This is a genomic window from Stenotrophomonas sp. PA-6-5C, assembly GCF_021605635.1.
GTDB lineage: Bacteria > Pseudomonadota > Gammaproteobacteria > Xanthomonadales > Xanthomonadaceae > Stenotrophomonas > Stenotrophomonas lactitubi.
The window spans coordinates 1-23,541 of sequence record NZ_WKEE01000071.1 but is presented as its reverse complement, the minus strand read 5'-3'; the positions used below and the strand labels follow the sequence as shown (position 1 = coordinate 23,541).

The 23,541-nt window shown below is 65.9% G+C and carries 26 protein-coding genes; 10 read left to right on the top strand and 16 right to left on the bottom strand.

What is annotated here, in order from left to right:
* Positions 1-403: 403 nt before the first annotated feature.
* From GIW57_RS21535 to GIW57_RS21510, 6 genes are read right to left on the bottom strand one after another with little or no spacing between them, the layout of a single operon-like run.
* Positions 404-856, bottom strand: coding sequence for a hypothetical protein (locus GIW57_RS21535; protein ID WP_049467519.1), 453 nt, complete (start codon positions 854-856; stop codon positions 404-406).
* Positions 853-1,056, bottom strand: coding sequence for a PspC domain-containing protein (locus GIW57_RS21530; RefSeq protein WP_089235996.1), 204 nt, complete (start codon positions 1,054-1,056; stop codon positions 853-855). The genes GIW57_RS21535 and GIW57_RS21530 overlap by 4 nt, the downstream gene beginning before the upstream one ends.
* Positions 1,057-1,106: 50 nt before the next feature.
* On the bottom strand, positions 1,107-1,475 hold the full coding sequence (locus GIW57_RS21525) for a YfeK family protein (RefSeq protein ID WP_236512786.1): 369 nt from the start codon (positions 1,473-1,475) through the stop codon (positions 1,107-1,109).
* Positions 1,472-2,539, bottom strand: coding sequence for a class III poly(R)-hydroxyalkanoic acid synthase subunit PhaC (locus GIW57_RS21520; RefSeq protein ID WP_236512784.1), 1,068 nt, complete (start codon positions 2,537-2,539; stop codon positions 1,472-1,474). The genes GIW57_RS21525 and GIW57_RS21520 overlap by 4 nt, the downstream gene beginning before the upstream one ends.
* A 3-nt stretch (positions 2,540-2,542) precedes the next feature.
* The gene (phaE, locus tag GIW57_RS21515; protein ID WP_236512782.1) at positions 2,543-3,616 is read right to left on the bottom strand and encodes a class III poly(R)-hydroxyalkanoic acid synthase subunit PhaE; all 1,074 of its coding nucleotides are present in this window, start codon (positions 3,614-3,616) and stop codon (positions 2,543-2,545) included.
* A gap of 22 nt (positions 3,617-3,638) precedes the next feature.
* On the bottom strand, positions 3,639-4,253 hold the full coding sequence (locus tag GIW57_RS21510; RefSeq protein ID WP_025879258.1) for a phosphatidylcholine/phosphatidylserine synthase: 615 nt from the start codon (positions 4,251-4,253) through the stop codon (positions 3,639-3,641).
* Between the two features lie 345 nt (positions 4,254-4,598).
* On the opposite strand from GIW57_RS21510, the gene GIW57_RS21505 reads away from it, so the two are divergent.
* Positions 4,599-5,249: a class I SAM-dependent methyltransferase gene (locus GIW57_RS21505; protein ID WP_100460352.1), complete on the top strand. Its 651-nt coding sequence runs from the start codon at positions 4,599-4,601 to the stop codon at positions 5,247-5,249.
* A gap of 96 nt (positions 5,250-5,345) precedes the next feature.
* On the opposite strand, the gene GIW57_RS21500 is transcribed toward GIW57_RS21505, so the two are convergent.
* The 3 genes from GIW57_RS21500 to GIW57_RS21490 form a co-directional block, all read right to left on the bottom strand.
* Positions 5,346-5,834, bottom strand: coding sequence for an 8-oxo-dGTP diphosphatase (locus GIW57_RS21500; RefSeq protein WP_093819148.1), 489 nt, complete (start codon positions 5,832-5,834; stop codon positions 5,346-5,348).
* A gap of 40 nt (positions 5,835-5,874) precedes the next feature.
* Positions 5,875-6,387, bottom strand: coding sequence for a DUF1249 domain-containing protein (locus GIW57_RS21495; RefSeq protein WP_100460354.1), 513 nt, complete (start codon positions 6,385-6,387; stop codon positions 5,875-5,877).
* A 217-nt stretch (positions 6,388-6,604) separates the two neighbouring features.
* Entirely contained in the window at positions 6,605-7,426 is an 822-nt protein-coding gene (locus tag GIW57_RS21490; RefSeq protein WP_089236004.1) for a pyruvate, water dikinase regulatory protein, read from the bottom strand.
* Between the two features lie 145 nt (positions 7,427-7,571).
* On the opposite strand from GIW57_RS21490, the gene ppsA reads away from it, so the two are divergent.
* Together ppsA and GIW57_RS21480 are read left to right on the top strand one after the other, a co-directional pair.
* Positions 7,572-9,950: a phosphoenolpyruvate synthase gene (ppsA, locus tag GIW57_RS21485; protein ID WP_100460355.1), complete on the top strand. Its 2,379-nt coding sequence runs from the start codon at positions 7,572-7,574 to the stop codon at positions 9,948-9,950.
* A 150-nt stretch (positions 9,951-10,100) separates the two neighbouring features.
* Positions 10,101-10,994 carry a mechanosensitive ion channel domain-containing protein gene (locus tag GIW57_RS21480; protein ID WP_236512780.1) on the top strand — a complete coding sequence of 298 codons (894 nt, stop codon included), beginning with the start codon at positions 10,101-10,103 and terminating at the stop codon, positions 10,992-10,994.
* A gap of 38 nt (positions 10,995-11,032) precedes the next feature.
* Here the strand turns inward: GIW57_RS21480 and GIW57_RS21475 are convergent, their stop codons facing one another.
* The 4 genes from GIW57_RS21475 to tadA form a co-directional block, all read right to left on the bottom strand.
* The gene (locus GIW57_RS21475; RefSeq protein WP_236512778.1) at positions 11,033-12,148 is read right to left on the bottom strand and encodes an alkene reductase; all 1,116 of its coding nucleotides are present in this window, start codon (positions 12,146-12,148) and stop codon (positions 11,033-11,035) included.
* 124 nt (positions 12,149-12,272) lie between these two features.
* Positions 12,273-13,145 (bottom strand): EcsC family protein, encoded by an 873-nt coding sequence (locus GIW57_RS21470; RefSeq protein WP_236512776.1) that lies wholly within the window; start codon positions 13,143-13,145, stop codon positions 12,273-12,275.
* Positions 13,146-13,259: 114 nt separating this feature from the next.
* Positions 13,260-13,832: an oligoribonuclease gene (gene orn / locus GIW57_RS21465; RefSeq protein ID WP_236512774.1), complete on the bottom strand. Its 573-nt coding sequence runs from the start codon at positions 13,830-13,832 to the stop codon at positions 13,260-13,262.
* Between the two features lie 75 nt (positions 13,833-13,907).
* Positions 13,908-14,432, bottom strand: coding sequence for a tRNA adenosine(34) deaminase TadA (tadA, locus tag GIW57_RS21460; RefSeq protein WP_108266414.1), 525 nt, complete (start codon positions 14,430-14,432; stop codon positions 13,908-13,910).
* Between the two features lie 158 nt (positions 14,433-14,590).
* On the opposite strand from tadA, the gene GIW57_RS21455 reads away from it, so the two are divergent.
* The gene (locus GIW57_RS21455; RefSeq protein ID WP_236512772.1) at positions 14,591-15,028 is read left to right on the top strand and encodes an acetyltransferase; all 438 of its coding nucleotides are present in this window, start codon (positions 14,591-14,593) and stop codon (positions 15,026-15,028) included.
* Positions 15,029-15,058: 30 nt separating this feature from the next.
* On the opposite strand, the gene GIW57_RS21450 is transcribed toward GIW57_RS21455, so the two are convergent.
* Entirely contained in the window at positions 15,059-15,565 is a 507-nt protein-coding gene (locus GIW57_RS21450; protein WP_236512769.1) for an N-acetyltransferase, read from the bottom strand.
* 309 nt (positions 15,566-15,874) lie between these two features.
* On the opposite strand from GIW57_RS21450, the gene GIW57_RS21445 reads away from it, so the two are divergent.
* The 4 genes from GIW57_RS21445 (at position 15,875) to GIW57_RS21430 (ending at position 18,465) form a co-directional block, all read left to right on the top strand.
* The gene (locus GIW57_RS21445; protein WP_100460361.1) at positions 15,875-17,086 is read left to right on the top strand and encodes an MFS transporter; all 1,212 of its coding nucleotides are present in this window, start codon (positions 15,875-15,877) and stop codon (positions 17,084-17,086) included.
* Between the two features lie 145 nt (positions 17,087-17,231).
* The gene (locus tag GIW57_RS21440; protein WP_236512768.1) at positions 17,232-17,705 is read left to right on the top strand and encodes a hypothetical protein; all 474 of its coding nucleotides are present in this window, start codon (positions 17,232-17,234) and stop codon (positions 17,703-17,705) included.
* Positions 17,706-17,817: 112 nt separating this feature from the next.
* Positions 17,818-18,087: a hypothetical protein gene (locus GIW57_RS21435; protein ID WP_100460363.1), complete on the top strand. Its 270-nt coding sequence runs from the start codon at positions 17,818-17,820 to the stop codon at positions 18,085-18,087.
* 129 nt (positions 18,088-18,216) lie between these two features.
* Positions 18,217-18,465 (top strand): hypothetical protein, encoded by a 249-nt coding sequence (locus GIW57_RS21430; protein ID WP_100460364.1) that lies wholly within the window; start codon positions 18,217-18,219, stop codon positions 18,463-18,465.
* 38 nt (positions 18,466-18,503) lie between these two features.
* Here the strand turns inward: GIW57_RS21430 and GIW57_RS21425 are convergent, their stop codons facing one another.
* Positions 18,504-20,039, bottom strand: a complete 1,536-nt coding sequence (locus GIW57_RS21425; protein WP_236512765.1) for an FAD-dependent monooxygenase — start codon at positions 20,037-20,039, stop codon at positions 18,504-18,506.
* Positions 20,040-20,121: 82 nt separating this feature from the next.
* Between GIW57_RS21425 and GIW57_RS21420 the strand changes: the two genes are divergently transcribed.
* Together GIW57_RS21420 and GIW57_RS21415 are read left to right on the top strand one after the other, a co-directional pair.
* Positions 20,122-20,766: a TetR/AcrR family transcriptional regulator gene (locus tag GIW57_RS21420; protein WP_236512763.1), complete on the top strand. Its 645-nt coding sequence runs from the start codon at positions 20,122-20,124 to the stop codon at positions 20,764-20,766.
* A 73-nt stretch (positions 20,767-20,839) separates the two neighbouring features.
* Positions 20,840-22,981, top strand: a complete 2,142-nt coding sequence (locus tag GIW57_RS21415; protein WP_236512761.1) for a TonB-dependent receptor — start codon at positions 20,840-20,842, stop codon at positions 22,979-22,981.
* Between the two features lie 57 nt (positions 22,982-23,038).
* Here the strand turns inward: GIW57_RS21415 and GIW57_RS21410 are convergent, their stop codons facing one another.
* Positions 23,039-23,320 (bottom strand): hypothetical protein, encoded by a 282-nt coding sequence (locus GIW57_RS21410; protein ID WP_100460368.1) that lies wholly within the window; start codon positions 23,318-23,320, stop codon positions 23,039-23,041.
* Between the last annotated feature and the right edge of the window lie 221 nt (positions 23,321-23,541).

The following is a 23,541-nucleotide window of genomic DNA, read 5'->3' as shown; positions in this document are numbered from 1 at the left end:
CATCCCACCCGACCCCTGACAGTTTCCGTGCGCGTCCAGCCACGGAGAAGAAAAAAAAGATCAAAAGCAAAAGCGACCTGGCTGGCCGCTTCTTGTAGAGCCGAGCCCACGCTCGGCTGCTTTCAGGCCATTCCGCGAAGCCGAGCGCAGGCTCGGCTCTACACGAGCAAGCGCAGCGCGCGACCCGCTTCTGCTGTTCTTTTTCTTTTCCGTGGGGTGGACGCACACGGAAACTGTCAGGGGCCGGGCAGGTGGATTGCGCAGGGGCGTGAGCCGCATGGATGCGGCGACCGAGCTTACAGGGACGTACTTGCAGCGGCCCCTGCGCAACCCACCTGCCCGGCCCAATCACATGAACCGCATTTCGCGACCACCCACGAGGGGCTGCGCCGTTGGCTGGAAACTACGGCCACCAGCCGTGCCCGAACCGCGCGTAATGATCAGCCGCGCGCTCGAACGGATTGCGCGCGCTGACGCCCCCACACAGCAGATACACCGGCAGGTACAGCGGCCCCAGCACCAGGTACTGGTACACGTGCGCACGCTCGTGGTCATCCAGCCGGATCAACGGCTCCACGCCCCACCCCGCCTGATGCGCATAGGTACGGCAGCACATGCCCAGATCATGCCCGGTGTGCAGGATCACGTTGCCCAGGGTGATCGCTCCGCCCGGGCCCCACGGCCAATGGTCGAAAACCACCGCGCAATCTCGACCACTCCAACGCATCTTTGCACCACCCAGCAACCCGGCCAGACCGCCAAGCAGGCCGATCAGGGTATTGGGCACGGTCCACAGCGCGCCCAGTACCTGCAGCGCGCGCAGCCAGATCGGCCAGGGCCGGGACGCGGCGTTCAATCGGCCTCGTTGGGGATCAGCAACCACAGCAACAGGTAGATCAGGATGCCCGGGAACGCGGCCGACGCCAGCGAGATCACCACGTACAGCACCCGTACCAGGGTCGGGTTCCAGCCGAAACGATGGGCGATGCCACCCATCACTCCGGCGATCATGCGGTCGTTCAGCGAGCGCGACAGGGTGCGCGGCACAGCGTTCATGGCGAGGTCTCCCGGCTGACTGGCTGCGGCCACTGTAGCGCCTGCCGTGTCTACGGCGTGCGTTGGCGCAATGCCTGCAGGCGCGCGCCGAACCACGCCGCCGAGGTCTGTTCGGGCTGGCCGGGGCAGCGGATCCGGTACGCCTTGCCACTCATGCTGCTCTGGCTCGCCGCACGCTCGATGAACTGCTCGGCGGTATCGACCATGTCCTTCTTCAGCAGGTAGTCGTATTTGCGCTGCAGGTGCGAACGCGCATCGGCGGGCCCGTACCAGCTGCCATTGCGCTGGAACTGGCACTGGGAGCCATCCAGGCTGCCGATCAACTGTGTGATCTCGCGGCGCGCATCGGTGCTGGGCGCTGCGTCGGCAAGGCCCGGCGCCAGAGCCAGCGCAAGCGCGACCAAGGGGAAATGCTTCACGGCGTGCGTTCCTTCAGCCAGTTGTCGATGGTCGCCGGCACTTCGCGCTGCGCGCGGCCGGAGACGTAGATACCAATATGCCCACCGCGGAAACTGGACTCGGTGTAGTCCTGCGTGCCCAATCGCCCACGCATCGCACGTGATGCATCCGGTGGCACCAGGTGATCCTGCTCGGCATAGATGTTCAGCACCGGCAGCGTCACTTGCGACAGATCCACCGCCTCTTCGCCGATCTTCACCGTGCCGTTGACCAGTCCGTTGCCCTGGTAGAACTGCTTGATGAACTCGCGGAAGGCCTCGCCCGCCAGATCGGGCGAGTCGAAGATCCACTTTTCCATGCGCAGGAAGTCTTCCAGCGCCGCCTTGTCATCGAGGATGTCGAGCAGGCCCACGTACTTCTGCACGTTCAGGCGGAACGGCTTGAGCATCAGGTAGCTGGCATTCATCAGATCGGCCGGGATGTTGCCCAGCGTGTCCACCAGCAGATCCACGTCCACCTGCTGCGCCCAGTGCGACAGCATATTGTCGGCGGTCTGGAAATCGACCGGGGTGACCATGGTGATCAGATTGCCCAGCTTCTGCCGGCGCAATGCGGCGTAGCACAGCGCGAACACGCCGCCCTGGCAGATGCCGAGCATGTCGACCGGGCCACCGCTGCGCGTGCGCAGCGCATCCACCGCGCCATCGATGTAGCGCAGCAGGTAATCCTCAAGTGTCTGGTAACGCTCGGAACGATCCGGATAGCCCCAATCCAGCACGTACACGTCCTGGCCCAGCGCCAGCAGTTTCTGCACAAGGGAGCGATCGGCCTGCAGGTCCACCATGTACGGGCGGTTGACCAGCGCGTACACGATCAGCAGCGGCGGGCGACGGACCGGAGCGTTCTCGCCGACGAAGCGATACAGCACCACCTTGCCATCGCGCCAGACTTCCTCGCGGGCGGTGGCGCCATAGTCGACATCCTCCACCTGCGGCAACAGCTTCAACCCTTCCATCAGCTTTCGCTGCATGGCCAGGGTCTCCTGCATCAGGTCATCAGCATTGAAGCCCAGCGGTCCTTTCATGGCTTACGACTTCCGCGTGGTCGTGCGGGAGGTGGCCTTTTTCGCTGGCGCCTTCTTTGCTGGCACTTTCTTCGCGGCAGCCTTCTTCGCTGGTGCCTTCTTCGCCGCAGGCTTGCGCGCGACGGGCTTCACCCTGGCAGGCGCCGGCTGGGCCACCGGATCGACCGCATCGGTACCGGCAAGCACCGCCACCTGTGCCTGCAGCCGGCGCAGATTGCGCTCGAGCTCGGCGATGCGACGGTGGGCGGCATCCATCTCGGTGCGGGTCGGCAGGCCGATACGTTCACTCATCTGTTCCACCTCGCGTTGCAGCCCCGCGCGCAGGCGCATCTGCGCATTGCCCAGCGCCGCGTAGATCTGCTGGAAGGGTGCAGACATGGCGACCTTGGCGTAGGCCTCCTCGGCCACTTCGATCCACAGGTCGAACATCGCCCGTGCGCTGGTCAGCTGGCTCCCGGGCTGCTCATGCTGGGCCAGGCGCTGCTCGAACAGGTCGAACGCCTCTTCCAGTGCCTGCTTGATCTGCTCGACATAGGCCTGCGAGTGATGCTGGTATTCCTCCTGCGCACGCAGCAGGGCCTGCCACCGCGCCTGATGCTCGCGGCCGGGCCCGAACGCCGGGCTCTGCAGCCAGGGGCCGGCCAGCGTCTGCAACTGCTGGAACCACGCCGTGAACTCGGGCGCAGCAGCGCCGGCATGGGTGCTGCCACGGGCGCCCTGCAGCATCCACTGCAGCATGCCGTCGCCCTGACCCTTCACCGCTTCACGCCAGGCCTGGGCAACCTCGGCACTGCTGGCATCGCGGCCAGCAAAGCGTGCAGCCACTTCCTGCATGGTGCCGTACCAGCTGCCAGCCTGTTCGCGGAACCGACGCACCGCCTCTTCCGGCGCTGCCGCCCCGGTCTCGGGCAGCAGTTGACCCCACCAGTCGAACAGGTGCTTCCAACTGCCCGGGTCGTCGCCAGCGGGGGCTCCCGACACAGTCGCGTGGCGCAGGGCATCGCCCCAGGCACCGAAGTACTGCCGGGCCAGGTTCTCGAAATCACTGCTGCCGGCGTCGTGGGCCGAGCTGGTCATCGCGCTTCTCCGCTGGGCTGGGTCATGGCTTGGGAATGCGCAGGGTCTTGCTGATCATCAGCGACCCGGACAGCGCGAACAGCAACACCAACGGATGCAGCTGCCAAGGGCCGATCTGCCACTGGCCCAGCCACAGGTCGTGGCCGATGGCATCGGTGCCGGCGGCAATCGCCAGCACGATCACCAGCGCCAGGCTGGTGGGGATCGGTGTTCCCTCGAAGTACTTCACCTTGCCTTCGTCACCGCTCATCGCTTCGGCGGTCACGTTGTAACGGGCCAGGCGGCTGACGCCGCAGCAGACGAAGTAGCTGAGCACCAGCCAGTCCCAGCCGCCCTGCATGCCACAGGCATAGGCCAGCGCTGCGGGTGCGACACCGAAGGAAATCACGTCCGACAGCGAGTCGAGCTCCCGGCCCAGGGTCGAACTGGACTTGCGCCAGCGCGCGATGCGGCCGTCCAGTGCATCGAAAATGAAAGCCAGCGGGATCAGCGCCATGCCGAACAGCAGATAGCCGCGCTCGCCATCCTGCAGGAAACGCATCGCGGCAAACACCGCGCCGGTGCCGCAGAAAGCGTTGGCGAGGGTGAACCAGTCCGCCAGATGGAACTCGCGCAGCATCGAGAAGTGACGTTTCATGAAGTCTCACGGGGCATCAAGGCCCACAGGGTACCGCGAGCGCCGCCACCGGCAACAGCGTGGGCTGCCCCTGTCCTTCACCCGTCACTCACCGATCCTCACCGGCGGTGAATTTTTCGCCACCCATCTTGACAGCCTAGGGGGGTGGCGCCTGCCAGTGCTTATCCACAAAGTTGCCCACGCGTAATCCACACCCCCTGTGGACAACTGGCTCTCACCGACTGCGACGTTGGACATTTCCTCATCACCTCAAGCCGGGGTTTCCCTACTTCCCAAGCCGATCGGCTGGCGCTATGGTCTGCGGCGGACCCGCCGCCGCCACGTCCGACTTCTTACCGACGGACGATGTTGATGCTGGATGCACGCACCCTGGCCGCGCAGTTGCGGCAGCCTCATGGCGAGGCCGCGCTGGCCGTGGGCGAATCGATGAACCGCAGCAACGGCGCCCTCAACCAGGCAGCAATCGCGTTGCTGGCGGTCGCTCCCGGAGAGCAGGTGCTGGAGATCGGCCCAGGCAACGCCGCCTTCGCGCCGCTGTTGCTGCAGGCCAGCGGCAGTCGCTACGTGGGCGTCGAGCTGTCCCGTGCCATGGTCGACGCCGGCAACCGGCATCTTGCCGCCAGCGGCCTGGCCGGGCGTGCCGTACTGCGCGAGGGCGATGCCCATGCCCTGCCCTTGGCGGATGCCTGCGTGGATGCTGCGGTGGCGGTCAACACCCTGTACTTCTGGCCGAACCTGGCCCCCGTGCTGGATGAACTGGCGCGGGTGCTGCATCGCGGCGGCCGGCTATGCCTGGCCTTTGGCGATGCTGGATTCATGCGCAGCCTGCCCTTCGCCGCCGACTTCGAACTGCATGATCTGGATGCCGTGGAGCTGGCGCTGCGGGTGTCCGGCTTCAGCGTAACGGCATGGCGCTCGCATCGCGAATGCACAGCCGGCAATGACGGCCAGCAGCGGGAAAAGCACTTCCACCTGCTGCTGGCGCAGCGGCGCTGAAGCTCTCCCCGCCGGGCATGGCCCGGCGCTACCGAGGCTGCGCCGGATGGGTAGCGCCGGGCCATGCCCGGCGAGCGCAGCGGCCTCCGGAATGCCTCACAGCCGGCTGAAGGACCAGCTCTGCATGCGTCCATCCCGGTAAGGCATCACCCCGTGGAACGGGCGCGGATCGGCATCGAACACCAGCGGCAGGAAGTTGCGGTCACCCTCCCACATCGGCAGCTGGTCGAGCTTGTCCACGTCCACCCACTCCAGGGTGCCTTCGTGGTTGCCGCCGTGCGGGGCGCCCTCGAAGCTGTCGATGACGAACACGAAACCGAACCAGTCCTCGCCATGCTTGCCGAAACCCGGCCAGCTGATGGTGCCGCGCAGGCGCATGGCCGTGCAGTCGATGCCGGCTTCCTCGGCGATCTCACGGCGCATGCCGGCGGCCACGTCCTCGGTCGGTTCGACCTTGCCGCCCAGGCCGTTGTACTTGCCAAGGTGGTGGTCGCCGGGCCGGGTATTGCGATGGATCATCAGCACCTGGCGACGATCGGGCGAGAGCACATAGCCCAGGGTAGCGACGATCGGGGTATAGGGCATGTACGGGTCCGGCGGCGGGTCAGCCGTGGATTATGGCCGATCAACGCACCAGCGACAGGCGACGTTCGCCCCCACCCGCAGCGTTGCCGTCCGGGTCACGGCGCAGGGTGGCCACGCCATGGCCGCGTTCGGCCAGGTATTCCAGCCATTTGCCGAGGAAGGTGTTCATCCGCATGCGATGGCTGATCAGCTCGGCCGGCGGCGGGTACAGGCCCATCGTGTCCTGCCAGCGGCGGCCGACGTAGCAGTGGGTGGTCTCGGCTTGGCGCGCGTCGCGGTACAGGCGGACGAAGGCTGATGGGTCCGGTTCACCGGTCACCGGGTCGGCCAGGTCGTAGGTCAGGCGCAGTTCCACCGTGTAGCGGTGGCACTCGATCACATCCAGACGCACGTCCAGGCCATCACCTACCGAAGAGACGTAGCTTCCCGCCACCAGTTCGGCCGGAGCGAACAGGCGCACCAGGTGGCGGTAGTTCTCTGCATACAGCCCCATCAGCCAGCTCAGCCGGCTCAGGCGGGGAATGCGCTCGGTACGGGGCAATGCTCGGGCCATGGGCTGATCCTACACGTTGGTGCTTCAACGTGGGGACGGTTCAACCCGCAGCCAAGCCGCCAACGGCGATCACCCTGTAGAGCCGAGCCCATGCTCGGCTGCTCTTCGGCCAGAACCCGGTGGCCCAGCCGAGCGTGGGCTCGGCTCTACAGGGCGCAGTTGAAGCGTCCATTGGTAGTGCCGGCCGCTGGCCGGCAGCGCGGCGCGAGGGAAAAGATCAGTACAGCTCGCGCTGCAGCCCCAGCGTGCCGAGCACCTTGCTGGAGATCTCCTCGATCGAGGTGTGGGTGGTGCTGAGGGTCGGGATGCGTTCCATCTGGAACATGACCTCCGCCGCAGCGACCTCGCGTTTGCAGGTGTCCAGGTTGGCGTAGCGCGAATTGGGCCGGCGCTCCTGGCGGATCTGCTGCAGGCGGTCCGGGTCGATGGTCAGGCCGAACAGCTTGCGCCGGTAGTTGCGCAGCCGTGGCGGCAGGCGGTCGCTCTCCAGATCCTCGTCGGTCAACGGGTAGTTGGCCGCGCGCACCCCGTAATGCAGGGCCAGGTAGATGCAGGTGGGCGTCTTGCCGGCCCGCGACACCGCCACCAGGATCACGTCGGCGTCGTCATAATTCACCGCGATGCCATCGTCATGGGTCAGCGCGAAGTTCATCGCGTTGATGCGCCGGTGGTAGGTGTCGAAGTCGACCATGCCGTGAGCCTGGCCGACCCGGTTCAGCCGGGAACTGGACAGTTCGCGCTCCAACGGCTCGATGAACGGGGCGAACACATCCAGCATCAGCGCCCCGCTTTCGGACAGGATCACGCTCAGGCTCTGGTCCACGCAGGAGTTCACCACGATCGGCCGGACCTGGTACCGCTCCCCCGCCGCCTGGATCCGGGCACACGCTTCCCGGGCTTTTTCGGGGTCATCGACAAATGACATCCGGTCGGTAATGAAGCTGAACCCGGAGAACTGGGTCAGCAGGCTATGCCCAATGGTTTCAGCGGTGATACCGGTTCCATCGGAAACGTAGAACACCGGACGGATGGTCGACATGCGCGCATTTACCCCCTACGAAGCCTAAAAGGGCCGTCAACACAAGCTTGTGCCGACGGTGGTCTGCCCGGCATCATATCGGCTTCTTCCTACGGACGCGGCCATCCAAGCCCGCCTCGGGCGATGGCCAAACGGAGCATCGCGCTTGAACGAGAACATCCTGTGGTTGCACGAACTGCGTCTGGCCGACCTGGCCCGCGTAGGCGGCAAGAATTCCTCGCTGGGCGAGATGATCGGCAACCTGGCCGGTCTGGGCGTCTCCGTTCCTGGAGGTTATGCGACCACGTCTGAAGCCTTCAAGGACTTCATCGCACATAACGACCTGTCCAAGCGCATCTTCGACAAGCTGGCCACGCTGGACGTCGAGGACGTCACCGCGCTGACGGCGGCCGGCAAGGAAATCCGGAGCTGGGTGATCGATGCGCCGCTGCAGCCGCAGCTGGACCAGGACATCCGCAGCGCCTACGCCAAGCTGAGCGCCGACAACGGTGGCGGCGATGTGGCCGTAGCCGTGCGTTCTTCGGCCACCGCCGAAGATCTGCCCGATGCCTCCTTCGCCGGTCAGCAGGAAACCTTCCTCAACGTCACCGGTGCCGACGATGTCGTGCACAAGGTCAAGGAAGTATTCGCCTCGCTGTACAACGACCGTGCCATCGCCTACCGCGTGCACCACGGTTTCAAGCACGAAGACGTGTTCCTGTCGGCGGGCGTGCAGCTGATGGTGCGTTCGGGCGTAGGTTCGTCCGGCGTGCTGTTCACCCTGGACACCGAATCCGGCTTCCGCGACGTGGTGTTCGTCACCTCCTCGTTCGGTCTGGGCGAAATGGTCGTGCAGGGCGCGGTCAACCCCGACGAGTTCTACGTCTACAAGCCCACCCTGCAGGCCGGCAAGCCGGCGATCCTGCGCCGTTCGCTCGGCAGCAAGGCGATCCGCATGGTGTATTCGGATGTCCCCGGCGAGCGCGTCAGGATCGAGGACACCCCGGCCGAACTGCGCACCACCTTCTCGATCAACGATGAAGACGTGGCCGAACTGTCGCGCCAGGCGCTGACCATCGAAAAGCACTACGGCCGCCCGATGGACATCGAGTGGGCCAAGGACGGTGTCAGCGGCAAGCTGTTCATCGTGCAGGCGCGCCCGGAAACCGTGAAGTCGCGCAGCCATGCCACCCAGATCGAGCGTTTCGCGCTGACCGAAAAGGGCGGCAACGTTCTCGCCGAAGGCCGCGCCGTCGGCGCCAAGATCGGTGCCGGCGTGGCCCGTGTGGTGAAGACGCTGGAAGACATGAACCGCGTGCAGCCGGGCGACGTGCTGATCGCCGACATGACCGATCCCGATTGGGAGCCGGTGATGAAGCGCGCATCGGCGATCGTCACCAACCGCGGTGGCCGTACCTGCCACGCCGCGATCATCGCCCGCGAGCTGGGCGTGCCGGCTGTGGTTGGTTCGGGCAACGCGACGAGGGTCATCGAAGATGGCCAGCTGGTCACCGTCAGCTGCGCTGAAGGTGATACCGGCTTCATCTACGAAGGCAAGCTCGGTTTCGAGCGCACCACCACCGATCTGGGCAACATGCCGCCGGCACCGTTGAAGATCATGATGAACGTGGCCAACCCGGAACGTGCCTTCGACTTCGGCCAGCTGCCGAACGCCGGCATCGGCCTGGCTCGCCTGGAAATGATCATCGCCAGCCACATCGGCATCCACCCCAACGCGCTGCTGGAATACGACCGCCAGGACGCCGCGACGAAGAAGAAGATCGACGAGAAGATCGCCGGTTATTCCGATCCGGTCGGCTTCTACGTGGACCGTCTGGCCGAAGGCATCGCCACCCTCACTGCCTCGGTCGCGCCGAACCCGGTGATCGTGCGCCTGTCGGACTTCAAGTCCAACGAGTACGCCAACCTGATCGGCGGCAGCGGCTACGAGCCGCACGAAGAGAACCCGATGATCGGCTTCCGCGGCGCCAGCCGTTACGTCGACCCGAGCTTCTCGGCTGCCTTCGCACTGGAGTGCAAGGCCGTACTGCGCGTGCGCAACGAGATGGGCCTGGACAACCTGTGGGTCATGATCCCGTTCGTGCGCACCCTGGAAGAAGGCCGCAAGGTCGTCGAGGTGCTCGAACAGAATGGCCTGAAGCAGGGCGAGAACGGCCTGAAGATCATCATGATGTGCGAAGTGCCGTCCAACGCACTGCTCGCCGATGAGTTCCTGGAGATCTTCGACGGCTTCTCGATCGGCTCCAACGACCTGACCCAGCTGACCCTGGGCCTGGATCGCGACTCGTCGATCGTCGCGCACCTGTTCGACGAACGTAACCCGGCGGTAAAGAAGTTGCTGTCGATGGCGATCAAGTCGGCACGTGCCAAGGGCAAGTATGTCGGCATCTGCGGCCAGGGCCCGTCCGATCATCCGGATCTGGCCGAGTGGCTGATGCAGGAAGGCATCGAGTCGGTGTCGCTGAACCCGGACACCGTGGTCGATACCTGGCTGCGCCTGGCCAAGTTGAAGGCCAAGGGTTGAGCTGTTGACGCCTGATGGCTGACGTCGCTTTCATCGACGTCGGCCCATACTGAAGCTGCACGCAAGCCCCGCCTTCGCGGGGCTTGCTGTTTCTGGCGTCCGCGCACGCCATGTTCCTGTCGTACATGTTCCCGTTGCAAAGGAGTCCGCATGATCGCCACTGCCCCACCCTCGCCCGCCACGACGTCCTGGTTCCATTCGCTCGACTGGGAACGCCTGCTGGAAACCTACGGCGTGCCGTTGCTGGCCGCCATCGTCGTGCTGCTGGTCGGCATGTGGGTGGCGCGCCGCCTGTCCAATGCGATGCCACGCGCGACCGCGCGCATGGGTGTGGACCCGATGCTGGGCAGCTTCCTGCGCAACGTGGTCTATGCGGCCTCGCTGGTGATCGTAGTGATCCTGGCCATCGGCACGCTGGGCGTACAGATCACCCCGCTGCTGGCCGTGCTCGGCACCGCCGGCCTGGCCGTTGGCCTGGCACTGAAGGATTCGCTGTCGAACATCGCCTCGGGCGTGATGCTGGTGACCCTGCGTCCGTTCCGCGTGGGCGACGTGGTGACCATCGCCGGGCAGACCGGCACGGTGCGCGAAGTACGAATTTTCCAGACCGTGATCACCGGTGCCGACAACCAGCACACCACCATTCCGAACACGCTGATCACCGCCGCACCGATCATCAACCTTACGGCAGAGCCCACCCGCCGCGTTGAACTGGTGGTGGGCATCGGCTATGAAGACAACATCCAGCTGGCCCGCGATACCGCATTGGCGCTGATGAAGGCCGACCCGCGCGTGCTGCAGACACCCGCACCGGACGTGGTGGTGTACGAGCTGGGTGCGCACGCGATCAATCTGGGCATCCGCTGCTACGTGAAATCGGCCGATCACTTCGGCACCAAGGTCACCCTGCTGGAGCAGATCAAGCTGGGCTACGACAAGGCCGGCATCAACATCCCGTATCCGCAGCAGGACATGCACCTGTACCTGCATGGCAAGGATGGCGGCGTGGTCGAGGCCGACGCACTGGTGCGCGACAAGCCCTGACCCCTCCGCCCGCCGGGCCATGCCCGGCGGACGCGGCATCAGGCCTCCACGGCCTCCTCCAGCACCGGATAGTCGGTGAACCCGACCGCGCCACCACCGAAGTACGTCGCGCGATCGGGAAGATTCAGCTCCGCGCCCACGCGCAGGCGCTCGGGCAGATCCGGGTTGGCGATGAACGGCCGGCCGAAACCGATCAGGTCGGCCCAGCCTTCCGCCAGCGCCTGCCCGGCACGCTCGGCGGTGTACTTGCCGGCGTAGATCAGCGTGCCCGGATAGATCATCCGCAGTGCCTGCTTGAACGCCACCGGCATCAACGGCGCATCCTCCCAGTCGGCCTCGGCGATGTGCAGGTAGCCCACACCCAGCTCGCCCAGCAGGTGCGCGGCAGCCAGATAGGTCGCCTGCGGGGTGTCGTCCACCGCCCCCTGCAGCGTGGTCAAGGGCGCCAGACGCACGCCGACACGCTCGCCGCCAGCAACATCGACCACCGCCTGCACCACCTCGCGCAGGAAGCGCAGGCGATTCTGCAGCGCCCCGCCGTAGGCATCGGTGCGCTGGTTGGCCTGCGAGTCGATGAACTGGTTGATCAGATAACCGTTGGCACCATGCAGCTCAACGCCGTCAAAGCCAGCGGCCAGTGCATTGCGGGTGGCCTGCGCATAGTCAGCTACGATGCCCGGGATCTCCTCTTCGCCCAGCGCACGCGGCATCGAGTGCTGGATCATCTCGCCCACGCCGGATTCCGGTCCAGCGCCGGTCGGGTCAACGAAGACCTTCACCCCTTCGGCCAGCAGCGCCGAGGAAGAGACCGGTGCCGCACCCTCTGGCTGCAGGGCGACATGGGACACCCGGCCCACATGCCAGAGCTGGGCGTAGATGCGACCACCGGCCGCGTGCACGGCATCGGTAACCCTGCGCCAGCCCTGCACCTGCGCTTCGCTGTGGATGCCAGGGGTCCAGGCATAGCCCTGGCCCTGCGGGCTGATCTGGGTGCCTTCGCTGACGATCAGGCCGGCACCGGCACGCTGGGCGTAGTACTCGGCCATCTCTGCGGTGGCGACATTGCCGGCAGCCGCACGCGAGCGGGTCATCGGCGGCATCACGATGCGGTTGGGCAGCGTCAGCGCGCCCAGGCGGTGGGGGGTGAACAACATGGCGGCATTCTCTTGCGGGGGATTGCCGGCAAGGATGGGGATGGCGTTGCGCGCGCAACAGGCGCGTTCGTGCAAAACAGTTGTGCCGTCGAGGCAACGATGCCGCATCCACGCATGGTGTGGATTACAACGTCGGCTCGATCAACGCCCCGCCGTGCGCGATGCGGTCATAGCAGGTGCGCACGACTTCTTCGCCGTATTTCAGCTCCAGCCGGCGCACGATGAAATGGCCGCGGGCCATGTCCTGGTAGTAGTCGGTGAACATGGTATTGAGCGTCGCGCCGGCTGCCGCACCGACGATCGGCACTGCCTGCGCGGCAAACTTCTCGGTGATCACCACACCGAAGCGCGCGGCGACCTTTTCCACCAGCTTGGCCAGCAGCTTGCCGGCTTCCTTCGGCGCCACGCCCAGGGTCAGGTCGCGTCCTGTCACCACGCGCCCGGCCAGTTCGGCCGACAGGTGGCGCATCACATCGGTGGTGAAGCCACGGGCCAGGTAGTAGCCGGTCTCGCTGGCATCGTCGCGCGGCGAATTGCCGCCCAGTGCGAACACCTCCAGGCAGGCCTGGCGGGTACTGAACTGCGATAGATCGAAGCCTTCGCTGCGGGCGACATCGGCCACCGCACGCATCATGATCGTGGTCGACACCGGCAGCTCGATGAACAGCGCGGCGAAGCCGAACGCACCACCGACCGCACCGGATGTCGCTGCCGCCAGCTTGTGCCAGAGTGTCGAGGCGCCCTTGCCCGGGGTGTTGTCCATGCTCCACAGCGCGGCCTGCACCGATTTTGACAACGCCGCCTGCACCGCACCGTGGATGCGGTTGGATACCGAGGTGGGAAGCGCCTTCACCGCGAACTCCAGCGGCGTCCCGACCAGGTTGGCCATGCGTGCGGTGATCGTGGGTGCCTCGAGCAAGGCAACCGCCCGCTGCAGGTCAGACCAGTCGCCGGCGTCGTGGGCGATATCACGGGGCAGCAGGATGGGCTTGTTCATACGGCCGATCTTAGCGCCGTGGAGTTGAACGGAGCGTAGTGCCGGCCGCTGGCCCGCAACCCTGTGCCGCCGGTGAGCATCAGGCGGTTGCCGGCCAGCGGCCGGCACTACCCATCAAAGGGTAGGCAGGCCCGACAGTGCGCCCATGAACTGGCGGTAGTGGCGCAGTTCGTTGATCGAATCGTGCACGTCGCTCAGCGCGGTGTGGTTGCTGTTCTTGCCTACGCCAGCGGCCACGGTCGGCGCCCAGCGCTTGGCCAGTTCCTTCACCGTGGACACGTCCAGGTTTCGGTAGTGGAAGTACTTTTCCAGCCGCGGCATCTGCCGGTGCAGGAAGCGGCGGTCCTGGCAGATGGAATTGCCCGACATCGGCGACACGCCGGCCGGAATCCACTGCGCCAGGAAGGCGACGGTCTGTGCTTCGGCCTGGCCGAGCGTCGTGGTGCTGTCGATGACACGCTGCCACAGGCCCGAACGACGATGCTGGTTGCGGTTCCACTCGTCCATCGCTTCCAGTGTTTCCAGCGGATGGTGGATGGCGAACTCTGGGCCCTCGGCCAGCACGTTGAGCTGGGCATCGGTGACCACGGTGGCGATCTCGATGATCGAATCGTTGTCGGTATCCAACCCGGTCATTTCCAGGTCGATCCAGATCAGTCGCTCGTTGGCCGCGCCGTTCTCTGCCATCGTGTCGCCTCGTTGCTGGGCAGGCACGAGGCCCGCCGGTAAAGGAAAGTGGCGGCCATCATACCCTTTCGCCACTCAGCCCTCGCCAGCGTGGTCCTCCAGCAGCAGCGGCGGCTTGCCACGCTTGGCCCGGAAATAGTTGGTCAGGCGGTTGCTCGCCTCCTTGGCCAGCACGCCGGCATGGACCTCGACCCGGTGGTTGTGGCGGGCATCACCGACCAGATCGAACACGCTGCCACAGGCACCTGTCTTGGGATCGCTGGCACCGTAGACCAGGCGCGCCACGCGTGCATGCACGATCGCCATCGCGCACATCGCGCACGGCTCCAGGGTGACATACAGCGTGCTGCCGATCAGGCGGTGATTGGCCAGCATCCGCCCGCCCTCGCGCATGGCCACGATCTCGGCATGCGCGCTGGGATCGTGCGAGGCAATGTTGAGGTTCCAGCCCTCGCCCAGCAGCTGACCGTCAGCACCCACCAGCACCGCACCGACCGGGATCTCGTCGAACTCACGCTGTGCGCGTTCGGCCAATGCCAGCGCGTGACGCATCCAGTGCTCGTCGGCGTCGTGCACGGGCACGCCCAGGGTGTCGGTCATGGCGGTTCTCGATTTCGAACAGTTCAGCGCGACCGCAGTGTAGCGCAGGCCTCCGCGACCACGTCGACCGCGCCTCGCAGGCCGCCTCGAAATGGCGTTTTCCCTCCATTCGCGGCAGCTATACTTGTGTGCACTCGCGAAGCACCTTGGACATGCCCATGACCACCCTGCGCCCTTCCCGCGCCACTGATGGCGACGCTCTCGTCGACCTCTGGCGCCGGGCCGTCGACGCCACCCATGACTTCCTCAGTGCCGAAGACCGCCAGGCCATCGACGCCGAAGTTGCCGGCTTCCTGCCACAGGCCCCGCTGATCGTGGCAGTCGACGACCAGGACCGGCCGCAGGGTTTCATGCTGATCGACGGCTCACACATGGAAGCGTTGTTCATCGATCCCGACGTGCGCGGAACCGGCATCGGCCGCCAGTTGCTGCAGCATGCGCTGGCCCTGCATCCGCAACTGACCACCGACGCCAACGCGCAGAATGCACAGGCCGAGGGCTTCTATCGGCGCATGGGTTTCGCAGAAACCGGCCGCTCGCCGGTGGATTCGCAGGGTCGTCCATATCCCCTCATCCACCTGCGCCATCAAGACTGACCGGCGTTCGGAGCGCCGACCGTTCCCCGATCAACCAACCGCGTCGAACGCCGGCGAGTAATCCACCTCGCCCTGCGCCATTGGTGGCTGCAGGCACAGGACCTGGAAATACTCCGCCGGCACACCCGGCAGCACCAGATCCGGCACGGCGCGAAAACCAAAACGCCCGTAATAGCCTGGCTCGCCCAACAGCACGCAGCCCCGCGCACCCTGCACGCGCATCGCCTCGATCGCGGCCTGCATCAATGCCGTGCCCACGCCCCGTCCCTGCTGTTCCGGCAGCACCGAAATCGGCCCGAGCCCGAACCAGCCCTGGCTGCCGTCCTGCACGCTGACCGGGGAAATCGCGACATGACCGACGAGTCGGCCGGCATCCTCTGCCACCAGCGAGATGCTCAACTCGCCACGCTCGCGCAATGCATCGACGATGTGGTGTTCGGTGTGGCTGCTGTGTCTCGCCATGGCGAAGGCGGCGCAGGTCAGCGCGTGTATGCCGACGATGTCGTCTGGCGTTTCACTGCGGATGGTGTAGCTCAAAGGGCTCAAAGGGCACGCGCCAGCAGGCTGTAGGCCGTCTCACGTTAGCCAGCGGTCTGTGCCAGGTCAACGCCCAGCAATCACGCTGGGCGATGATCAAGCCTCCACCTGCTGGACACCAGCATGGGAACAGCGGGTACGTACCTGCAATGGCCCAGCTGATCTGGAGAAACATGCGTTCCCCGGCCTGAACGGACCTGGAAAGCGGGCGTTGCGGTTTGCCAAACGCTGATTCTTGGCAACGGGCGCTGATGCCTGCTGCGGTGCAGCAGTACAATGTGGCGCTTCCCCGCCCCTTTGCGCCCCCGCATGAGCCCCAATTCCCCTCTGGCCGCTCGGCTGACGCCGCGCCAGCGCACCCTGATCATCCTCGCCCTGTCGTTGGGCGGCTTCGCCATCGGCACCAGTGAATTCGCCAGCATGGGCCTGATGCTGGAGATCAGCCGCGGCCTGTCGATCAGCGAAACACAGGTCGGCCACCTGATCAGCGCTTATGCCATCGGCGTGGTGGTGGGTGCACCGATCCTGGCCTTCGTCGGCGCCAGCTTCCCGCGCCGCAAGCTGCTGCTGGCGCTGATGGGCTTCTATGCCGTCGGCAATCTGGCCAGCGCATTGGCACCGAACTACGGCACGATGCTGGTCGCCCGCTTCGTCGCTGGCCTGCCGCATGGCGCCTACTTCGGCGTGGCGATGTTGGTGGCGGCCGCAATCAGCCCGGCCGGCCAGCGCGGGCAAGCGATGTCGCGCGTACTGCTCGGCCTGTCGGTGGCGATCCTGATCGGCAATCCGCTGACCACCTGGCTGGGCCAGCAGTTGAGCTGGCGTACCGCCTTCGCCCTGGTCAGCGTGCTGGCCATCGCCACGGTGGCGATGATCGCGCGCTTCCTGCTGCCCGACCCGGATGAGGTGCGGACCTCGCCGATGCGCGAGCTGCGCGCGTTCAACACCACCCAGGTATGGCTGGCGCTGTCGATCGGCGCGGTGGGCTTTGCCGGCATGTTCTGCGTGTTCACCTACCTGGCACCGACCCTGGTGCAAGTGACCGGCGTGGCCGAATCGTGGATGCCGCTGGCGGTGGGCGTGTTCGGCATCGGCGCGATCATCGGCAACATCGCCGGCGGCTGGCTGGTCGACAAGTTCCACTTCAAGGCCGCTGCCGTGGTGCTGCTGTGGTCGATCGTGATGCTGTTGCTGTACCCGCTGGCCGCCGAGTCGGTGTGGACCATCGGCCCGATGATCATCACCGTGGGCACGATGGGCGCCCTGGCTGCGGTGCTGCAGACCCGCCTGATGGATGTGGCTGGCGAAGCGCAGACCCTGGCCGCCGCCTCCAACCATGCGGCGTTCAACACCGCCAATGCACTCGGCCCATGGCTGGGCGGCATGGCGATCAGCGCCGGCTTCAGCCCGGCCACCACCGGTTATGTAGGTGCGGCGACTGCGGTCGGCGGCCTGCTGTTGTGGTGCGTGTCGGTGATGCTGGAGAAGAACCGCAAGGCCGCTGTCGCCGGCAGCCGCTGAACCCCGATGGGTCGTCTGCCGTCGCCGCAGCGATGGCGACGATCCGATCGCAGCACTCACCCGCTTCTCATCGCGCCGGTGATGCCGCACCATCTGCGCAGATCGGCCGCAACCGGCGGCCGAGGACCATGCTCAAGGATGCTACGTGGCAGTCACTCCCCATAGGCGCGAGAAGCTGCTCGATGACCTGCTTTCGCTGGGCCGCAACTGGGCGTTGGCCATCGCCATCGCCGGTGCCGGCGCGGCGGTGCACTACAGCGAGTCGGTCTACGAGGCTGGGCTCTGGCGCGGGCTGCTGCCCACGCTGTGCTTCCTCGTCAGCGTGGTCTGGATCGTGCTGAGCATCATCCGCTTCGACCTGACGCTGCAACAACACGTCGAACGCAAGCGCTCACGCTGGCTCAGCCGCCTGCTGTATGTGGTGCTGCTGGGCGCTGGCATCACGGCGGTGTTCTTCGTGATGGAGCTGGCCGGGAACAACCACATCGCCAAGATGTGCGACTCCGTGGCGAACGAGCCTGGCAGCCGCATCCATCGGTCGGAGGAGTGCCAGCGGCTGTACAAGCACCGGGCCGAATACCGTCGTCGCCTGGAAGCGGCGGACGGCGAGTTCGACTGATGCGACCGCGTTTCGCGTGCGGTAACCACACTGCAGGTTGACGAACACGCGGCGTAGATCCGCTTTGCTGCAGAGTTGCGCACGCCAGCTCCCCAAGCGCGACACAACCCTCATGCACCGCCAGATTTCCCCCACCTGCCACGATGCAATTGCCCTGCGGGCCGGCGCCCTGGGCAGCGTGCTGGGCGTGGCGCTGTTCAAGGCCTTTGCGCTGTCCGCCGCAGCGGCCGGCTCGATGATGACGGCCGGACTGTGGTTGCTGGGATGTGTGCTGCTGGCGGCCTGGGCGTTGGCGGCCTGCCTGACCTGCCTGGCCTTGAGTCGGCGGGTGTTCGTGTTGATGCTTGCGCTGTCGACGGTGTTCCTGATCTGCATTGCCTGATCGGCAGTGGTCAGCCCCTGAGCAATGTCATAGTTGTTATTCAATAACAAGTGCTGCCAGTCGGATTGCGCGTGTGCCGGGTCACGGATTGAATTCGATGGCCAGACCGTCCCGTTCCCGAGACCCCCCATGCGCCTCCTGCAGCCCCTGTTCCGCTCCGCCCTCTGCGCCCTTGTCCTCGCGTCGATCAGCGCTTGTGCCACCTATGACGATTCGGCCATGCATGCCGCCTGCCAGGAGTCGCCGCATGTGAAGGACCTGCCGCCCGAGGTTGCCGCCCGCGAAAGCCGCTGCAGCAAGAGCGTTGAGGTCTGGTCGAGCGAACGCAAAGGCAGTGACCAGCCGCTGGACCTGAGCGGGAAGAAGAAGGACCTCTGAAAGGGGGCGGCGCAGCCTTGTGCGGGCTGCGGCGGAACTCAGGCAATCGCCTCCCTGCCAACCGGGCCCATCCATTCCCGTAGGGCCTGCGCCAGTCCTGCCGCATCGGCGCCATCACTGGCCCAGGCGACAATGCCATCTGGACGAACCAGCAGCGCGGACAGGCCCAGCGAATCGACAGCCGGCTGCGCGATGGACAGGATGCGGGATCGTTCGACATCAACCGCCTCGCACAACGAGCCCGTGGCATCGAACACCAACAGCACCGCCTGCCCTGCGCGCAGCAGTTCACCCATGCGGCGACCATCGACCAGCAGGAAATCCGGCGTGCTGCGGCCCACCAGCGGATGGGCCTGACCCAGCTCCAGCTGTTGGCCCACACCCCATACGCGGTCGGCGAGATACGTGGCGCCATCACGCGTTTCTGCCAGATCGGCCACGATCGCAGCCAATGCACGTGAGCCCGCACCTGGGCGCATCAACGCGACCTGCGCGCGCGACCATTCCAGCACTCGGGCGCCGATAGGGTGGCGTTCGACCTGATAGGTGTCCAACAACGCATCGGCTGCCTCGCCGCGGATGACGGCGGCGAGCTTCCAGCCAAGGTTCATCGCATCCCCCAGGCCCAGGTTCAACCCCTGCCCGCCCAGCGGCGAATGCACATGCGCGGCATCACCTGCCAACAGCACCCGGCCACGACGATAGGCGATGGCCTGCCGTGCGCCATCGGTCCAGGTGGTGGCCAGCTGCAGTGTAGTGATCGTTGCTTCACGGCCGGAGATACGCCGCAGCAGTGCCTGTGCCGTATCGCGGTCGAGCGGCTGGCGATGGCCGGCGCCACCGTCGAAATCGGCCAGGGCGATCGTGCCCGGCGGATTGAAGTTGCACATGCCCTGGGCGGTAGTGTGACGCCCCGGGCTGAGCACCGTCGGATCTTCCAGCTCGACGCTGAGCGAGTGGCCGGTGAACTCCGGATCGGTACCGGCAAAGGTAAAGCCACCCTGTTTGCGCACGGTACTGCGGCCACCATCGCAACCGACCAGCCAGCGCCCGCGGAAGGATTGCCCGCCCGCCTCGACCTGGACCTCGTCGGCACCCAACTGCACTTCCTGCACGCCCGCACCACGCAGTATCACCACGCCCAGCGCCTGCGCACGCTCGGCCAGCACGGCCTCCAGCGACTGCAGTTCCACCGCCATCTGCACGCCGACCGGGCTGGGCAGGCGCCAGGGCCAGCGGCCGCTATCGACGTTGTCGAGTGCAAACGGAATACCCGCGAAGTGCCCAGCCAACCGGCGCGGCTGCGACAGCCAATGCGCGGTGCCCGGCGGCGGCGGGCCTTTCTCCGGTTTCAGCACCTGGCCGGCGGCCACGGCGTCCAGCAGACCGCGTCTGTCCAGCGCCTCCAGCGTGGGGGCATTCAAGCCGCGCAGCCCGAACGGCAGGCGCTTCAACGGCGACTCCGGCGAGGCCGCCTGCTCCAGCACCAGCACCGAGCATCCCGCCTGGCCCAGTTCGCAGGCCAGGAACAGCCCAACCGGGCCAGCCCCGGCAATGACGACGTCGTACCGCATTGGAAATCCTCGTGAGCACCGGGTCGGCGCTCTGGCGGCGACAATGTTACACTCGGTGTACGTTTCCACAAGTGAACCGCCCATGCCCCCGCCGCCCGGCCGCCGTGAACAACGTAAAGCCGAGACCCGACAGGCGATTTCCGACGTCGCCACCCGGCTGATCATCGAGCGCGGCTTCGAGGCGGTGTCGATGAGCGAGATCGCCGACGCCGCCGGGGTGTCGCGCAAGACGGTATTCAACTACTTCGCCAGCAAGGAACAGCTGGTGTTCGACCGCGATGAGGAAGCGCGGCAGCTGCTGCGCGAGGGTATGCGCGCGCGCGCGTCCATGACGCCACTGGCCGCCTTCCAGGCGCTGGTGCGGGAGCTGCTGGATACCAGCCATCCGTTGCTGCGGATCAATGCCGGCGCAGCATCCTTCTGGAGAACCGTGGCCCAGAGCACGGTACTGGTAGCCCATGCGCGGCAGCTGCAAGCGCTGCTGACCGATGACCTGGCACAGTTGATGGCTGAGTCTGCGGGACGCCCCGTCGGGGACGCCGACGCGCGACTGGCCGCGTCGATGCTGATGGCGTCGATGGTGACCGCCTACGAACAGGGGCTGCGCGTGCTGTCCTGCGGCGGCGATCCGCGGCAGGCGATGGTGCCGCTGATCGTGCGCGGCGCGACAGGGACCCTGGTGGCATTGGCCGGTACGCCGTATACGGATCCGTCGGCGCGTCCATAGCGCAATCGGGGGATGGGTATGCGTCCACCGCAAATGCTAATCTTTCTCATTTGCAGCCACGCCAACAACGCCCATGCCCTACCTGCTGCCCCGCCAGAGCATTCTGTGCCTCACGACGACCCTGATCTTTGCTGGCCCAAGCTACGCCGCGGACGCCCCGCCCAATGGCGTGCAGGAGCTGGACAAGGTGGAGGTGCGTGGCCGCGCTCAGACACTGTACCGGGTAGATGATGCCGCGGTCGGCACCCGTACCGATACGCCGCTGGAACTGGTGCCGCAGTCCATCCAGGTGCTGCCGCGCGAGCTGATCGACGACCAGGCCGCGCGCCAGGTGACCGATCTTTATCGCAGCATCAGCGGCATCAGCTACTTCAGCTATGCCGGGGTGACACTGCGTGGTTTCCGTCAGGAGAACGTGCTGTATGACGGCCTGCGCGGCGATCCCTATGCAGGCTTCTCGGTGCCGCAGTTGTTCAACATCGAGCGGGTGGAGGTGTTGAAGGGGCCGGCCGGCGCGCTGTACGGGGGTGGCGACGCTGGCGGCGTCATCAACTATGTGACCCGCAAGCCGAAGGCCACTGCCGAACGCCGCATCGAACTGCAGGTCGGGAACCGCGATTTCCGCGCTGGTTCGATCGAAGGTACCGGTCCGTTGAATGCCACCGGCACGGTGCGCTACCGCGCCGGCCTGTATGGCGACAGCGAACAGGGCGTGCGCTGGAACACCGACAGTGAAAGCGTGATCGGCGATGCCTCGCTGGCGTTCAACGTGGGCGACACCGGCGAGCTGACGCTGCAGTTCACCGACATCACCCAGAACCTCGGCGGCAACCGCCTGCGCGGTGTACCGGTCGACGACAACGGCAATTTCCTGACCGACCGCCGCTGGAACCACAACGAGGACAGCGACTTCCTGGACATGCGTGCCAAGGTGGCGCTGGCGCAGTACCGCTTCGCGCCGCGCGACAACCTGGACGTGGACGTTGCCGCACGCTGGTTCAGCAACAACGAACACCAGATGTACCACGAGCCGATGGGCCTGATCGACCGCGACCGTGATGGCGTGGCCGAATGGATGACGCGCCAGCTGCGCAACCAGATACGCGACAACGAGGCGTTCACCGCCAACGCCAATGCGGTGTGGCGGATAAGCACCGGTGCGATCGAACACAAGGTGCTGTTCGGCGCGGACGTGTACCAGCTGGATGCGGATTTCACCGCGCAGACCGCCAACAGCGCCGACCTCGCCCGCGGCGCCGGCCCGGTGCGCGGTATCGATCTGTTCAATCCGGTGTACGGCACCAGCACCTGGCACGACTACAACCTGTCTGCCCTGCCCTGGCGCAGCACCAGCACACGCAGCAGGCGCTATGGCGGCTACCTGCAGGACGAGCTTGCCTTGACCCCACGCTGGCACGTGCTGGCCGGGCTGCGCTGGGACGGTTTCAAGGACGATGACCGCCTTGCCGGCAGCAGCGTGGATGGCAACGACATCAGCTGGCGCCTGGGTAGTACGTTCACCGTGCGCGTTGGTCTGAATCTGTATGCCAGCGTGGCCAGCGGCTTCGTGCCGCAGTCAGCCGCAAACCAGAATTCCGCGGCGGGCGGCCCGTTCGATGCGGAGCGCAGCAGGCAATGGGAGGTGGGCATGAAATCGCTGCTGGCCGAGCGCGTGACCCTGAACCTGGCGGCCTACCGCATTGACCGCAGCAACATCGTGCAGGCCACCGGCGAGGTCATCAATGGGGTGAACCAGCAGGCGGCGCTGGGCCTGGTGCGCAGCACCGGCATGGAGATGGATCTGTTGGCCGACGTGACCGAGCGCTGGGTGCTGAACCTCACCTACGCCTACAACGATGCGCGGGTGAAGGACGCAGGTCCCAATGGCATCACCAACGCCTCCGGTAACCGCTTCGCCAATGCACCGCGCAACAAGCTGGGGCTGTGGACGCGCTACGACCTGCCGGCGATCAACTCGGCCATTGGCTTTGGTGCCGACTACGTGGATGAGCGCATCAGCCTGGATGGCCAACGGGTGAAGCCGTACGTGGTGTTCGATATGAGCTGGAAAACCACGTGGAAGCAGTGGCAGTTCCAGGCCAACGTCAAGAACCTGTTCGACAAGGTGTATGCGGCCAGCGGTTTCATCGAACGCAACGGCCATTTCCCGGGTGAGCCGCGCCGGGTATATGTGCAGGCCGGTTACAGCTTCTAGGCCAGCGCTACTGAGCAACGCCTCAGGGAGGTGGAATGGGCACCTCCCTGGCCTGCATCAGCCCGAGCAGGACACCAGCATCGAGCGGGTGGCCATCTGCGTGGAGGTGAACCCGTTCTTGTTGCCCACCGCGATGGCATTGCCATCATCGCCGTCCTTGCTGAAGACGACGTAGCCGCCCGGGCACATCTGCCCGGCCTTCTCGTAGCAACCGCTCCAGGAACTGGAGCCGCTGCAGTCGATGGAAACGCCACGGCGGCCGTCGGGGGTGACGGTCATCTTGGCGGTGGTACAACCGGTGAGCGTGGCGAGGAACAGCAGCGGAACGAACAACTTCATGGTGACTCCAGGGGATGGGAACAGCGAACGGGCGCCAAGGCTGGAGCGCCTGTATTGCGTGAACCTTGCGCCGTCCGTCGGCTTCATCGCCTCCCGCCATGGCCTTCCGGCAGATGCGGAGGCACGCCATGTTCACGCAATGTTCCTGTAATACGGTGCCGGCGCGTGCCGAACCGCCCCTCTGCGGCCCCTCCCTGCCCAAGCCCTGCTGATGCACATCC

Bases quoted from the DNA above. Each gene is read 5' to 3' on its own strand.
- GIW57_RS21430 (WP_100460364.1), top strand. From the start codon at position 18,217: ATGCGCCTCCTGCAGCCCCTGTTCCGCTCCGCCCTCTGCGCCCTTGTC.
- GIW57_RS21510 (WP_025879258.1), bottom strand. From the start codon at position 4,253: ATGAAACGTCACTTCTCGATGCTGCGCGAGTTCCATCTGGCGGACTGG.
- GIW57_RS21495 (WP_100460354.1), bottom strand. From the start codon at position 6,387: ATGGCCCGAGCATTGCCCCGTACCGAGCGCATTCCCCGCCTGAGCCGG.
- phaE (WP_236512782.1), bottom strand. From the start codon at position 3,616: ATGACCAGCTCGGCCCACGACGCCGGCAGCAGTGATTTCGAGAACCTG.
- GIW57_RS21415 (WP_236512761.1), top strand. From the start codon at position 20,840: ATGCCCTACCTGCTGCCCCGCCAGAGCATTCTGTGCCTCACGACGACC.
- GIW57_RS21425 (WP_236512765.1), bottom strand. From the start codon at position 20,039: ATGCGGTACGACGTCGTCATTGCCGGGGCTGGCCCGGTTGGGCTGTTC.
- GIW57_RS21435 (WP_100460363.1), top strand. From the start codon at position 17,818: ATGCACCGCCAGATTTCCCCCACCTGCCACGATGCAATTGCCCTGCGG.
- GIW57_RS21410 (WP_100460368.1), bottom strand. From the start codon at position 23,320: ATGAAGTTGTTCGTTCCGCTGCTGTTCCTCGCCACGCTCACCGGTTGT.
- GIW57_RS21445 (WP_100460361.1), top strand. From the start codon at position 15,875: ATGAGCCCCAATTCCCCTCTGGCCGCTCGGCTGACGCCGCGCCAGCGC.
- GIW57_RS21505 (WP_100460352.1), top strand. From the start codon at position 4,599: ATGTTGATGCTGGATGCACGCACCCTGGCCGCGCAGTTGCGGCAGCCT.
- GIW57_RS21500 (WP_093819148.1), bottom strand. From the start codon at position 5,834: ATGCCCTATACCCCGATCGTCGCTACCCTGGGCTATGTGCTCTCGCCC.
- GIW57_RS21455 (WP_236512772.1), top strand. From the start codon at position 14,591: ATGACCACCCTGCGCCCTTCCCGCGCCACTGATGGCGACGCTCTCGTC.
- GIW57_RS21480 (WP_236512780.1), top strand. From the start codon at position 10,101: ATGATCGCCACTGCCCCACCCTCGCCCGCCACGACGTCCTGGTTCCAT.
- orn (WP_236512774.1), bottom strand. From the start codon at position 13,832: ATGGCAGAGAACGGCGCGGCCAACGAGCGACTGATCTGGATCGACCTG.
- GIW57_RS21490 (WP_089236004.1), bottom strand. From the start codon at position 7,426: ATGTCGACCATCCGTCCGGTGTTCTACGTTTCCGATGGAACCGGTATC.
- tadA (WP_108266414.1), bottom strand. From the start codon at position 14,432: ATGACCGACACCCTGGGCGTGCCCGTGCACGACGCCGACGAGCACTGG.
- GIW57_RS21420 (WP_236512763.1), top strand. From the start codon at position 20,122: ATGCCCCCGCCGCCCGGCCGCCGTGAACAACGTAAAGCCGAGACCCGA.
- GIW57_RS21470 (WP_236512776.1), bottom strand. From the start codon at position 13,145: ATGAACAAGCCCATCCTGCTGCCCCGTGATATCGCCCACGACGCCGGC.
- GIW57_RS21520 (WP_236512784.1), bottom strand. From the start codon at position 2,539: ATGAAAGGACCGCTGGGCTTCAATGCTGATGACCTGATGCAGGAGACC.
- GIW57_RS21530 (WP_089235996.1), bottom strand. From the start codon at position 1,056: ATGAACGCTGTGCCGCGCACCCTGTCGCGCTCGCTGAACGACCGCATG.
- GIW57_RS21475 (WP_236512778.1), bottom strand. From the start codon at position 12,148: ATGTTGTTCACCCCCCACCGCCTGGGCGCGCTGACGCTGCCCAACCGC.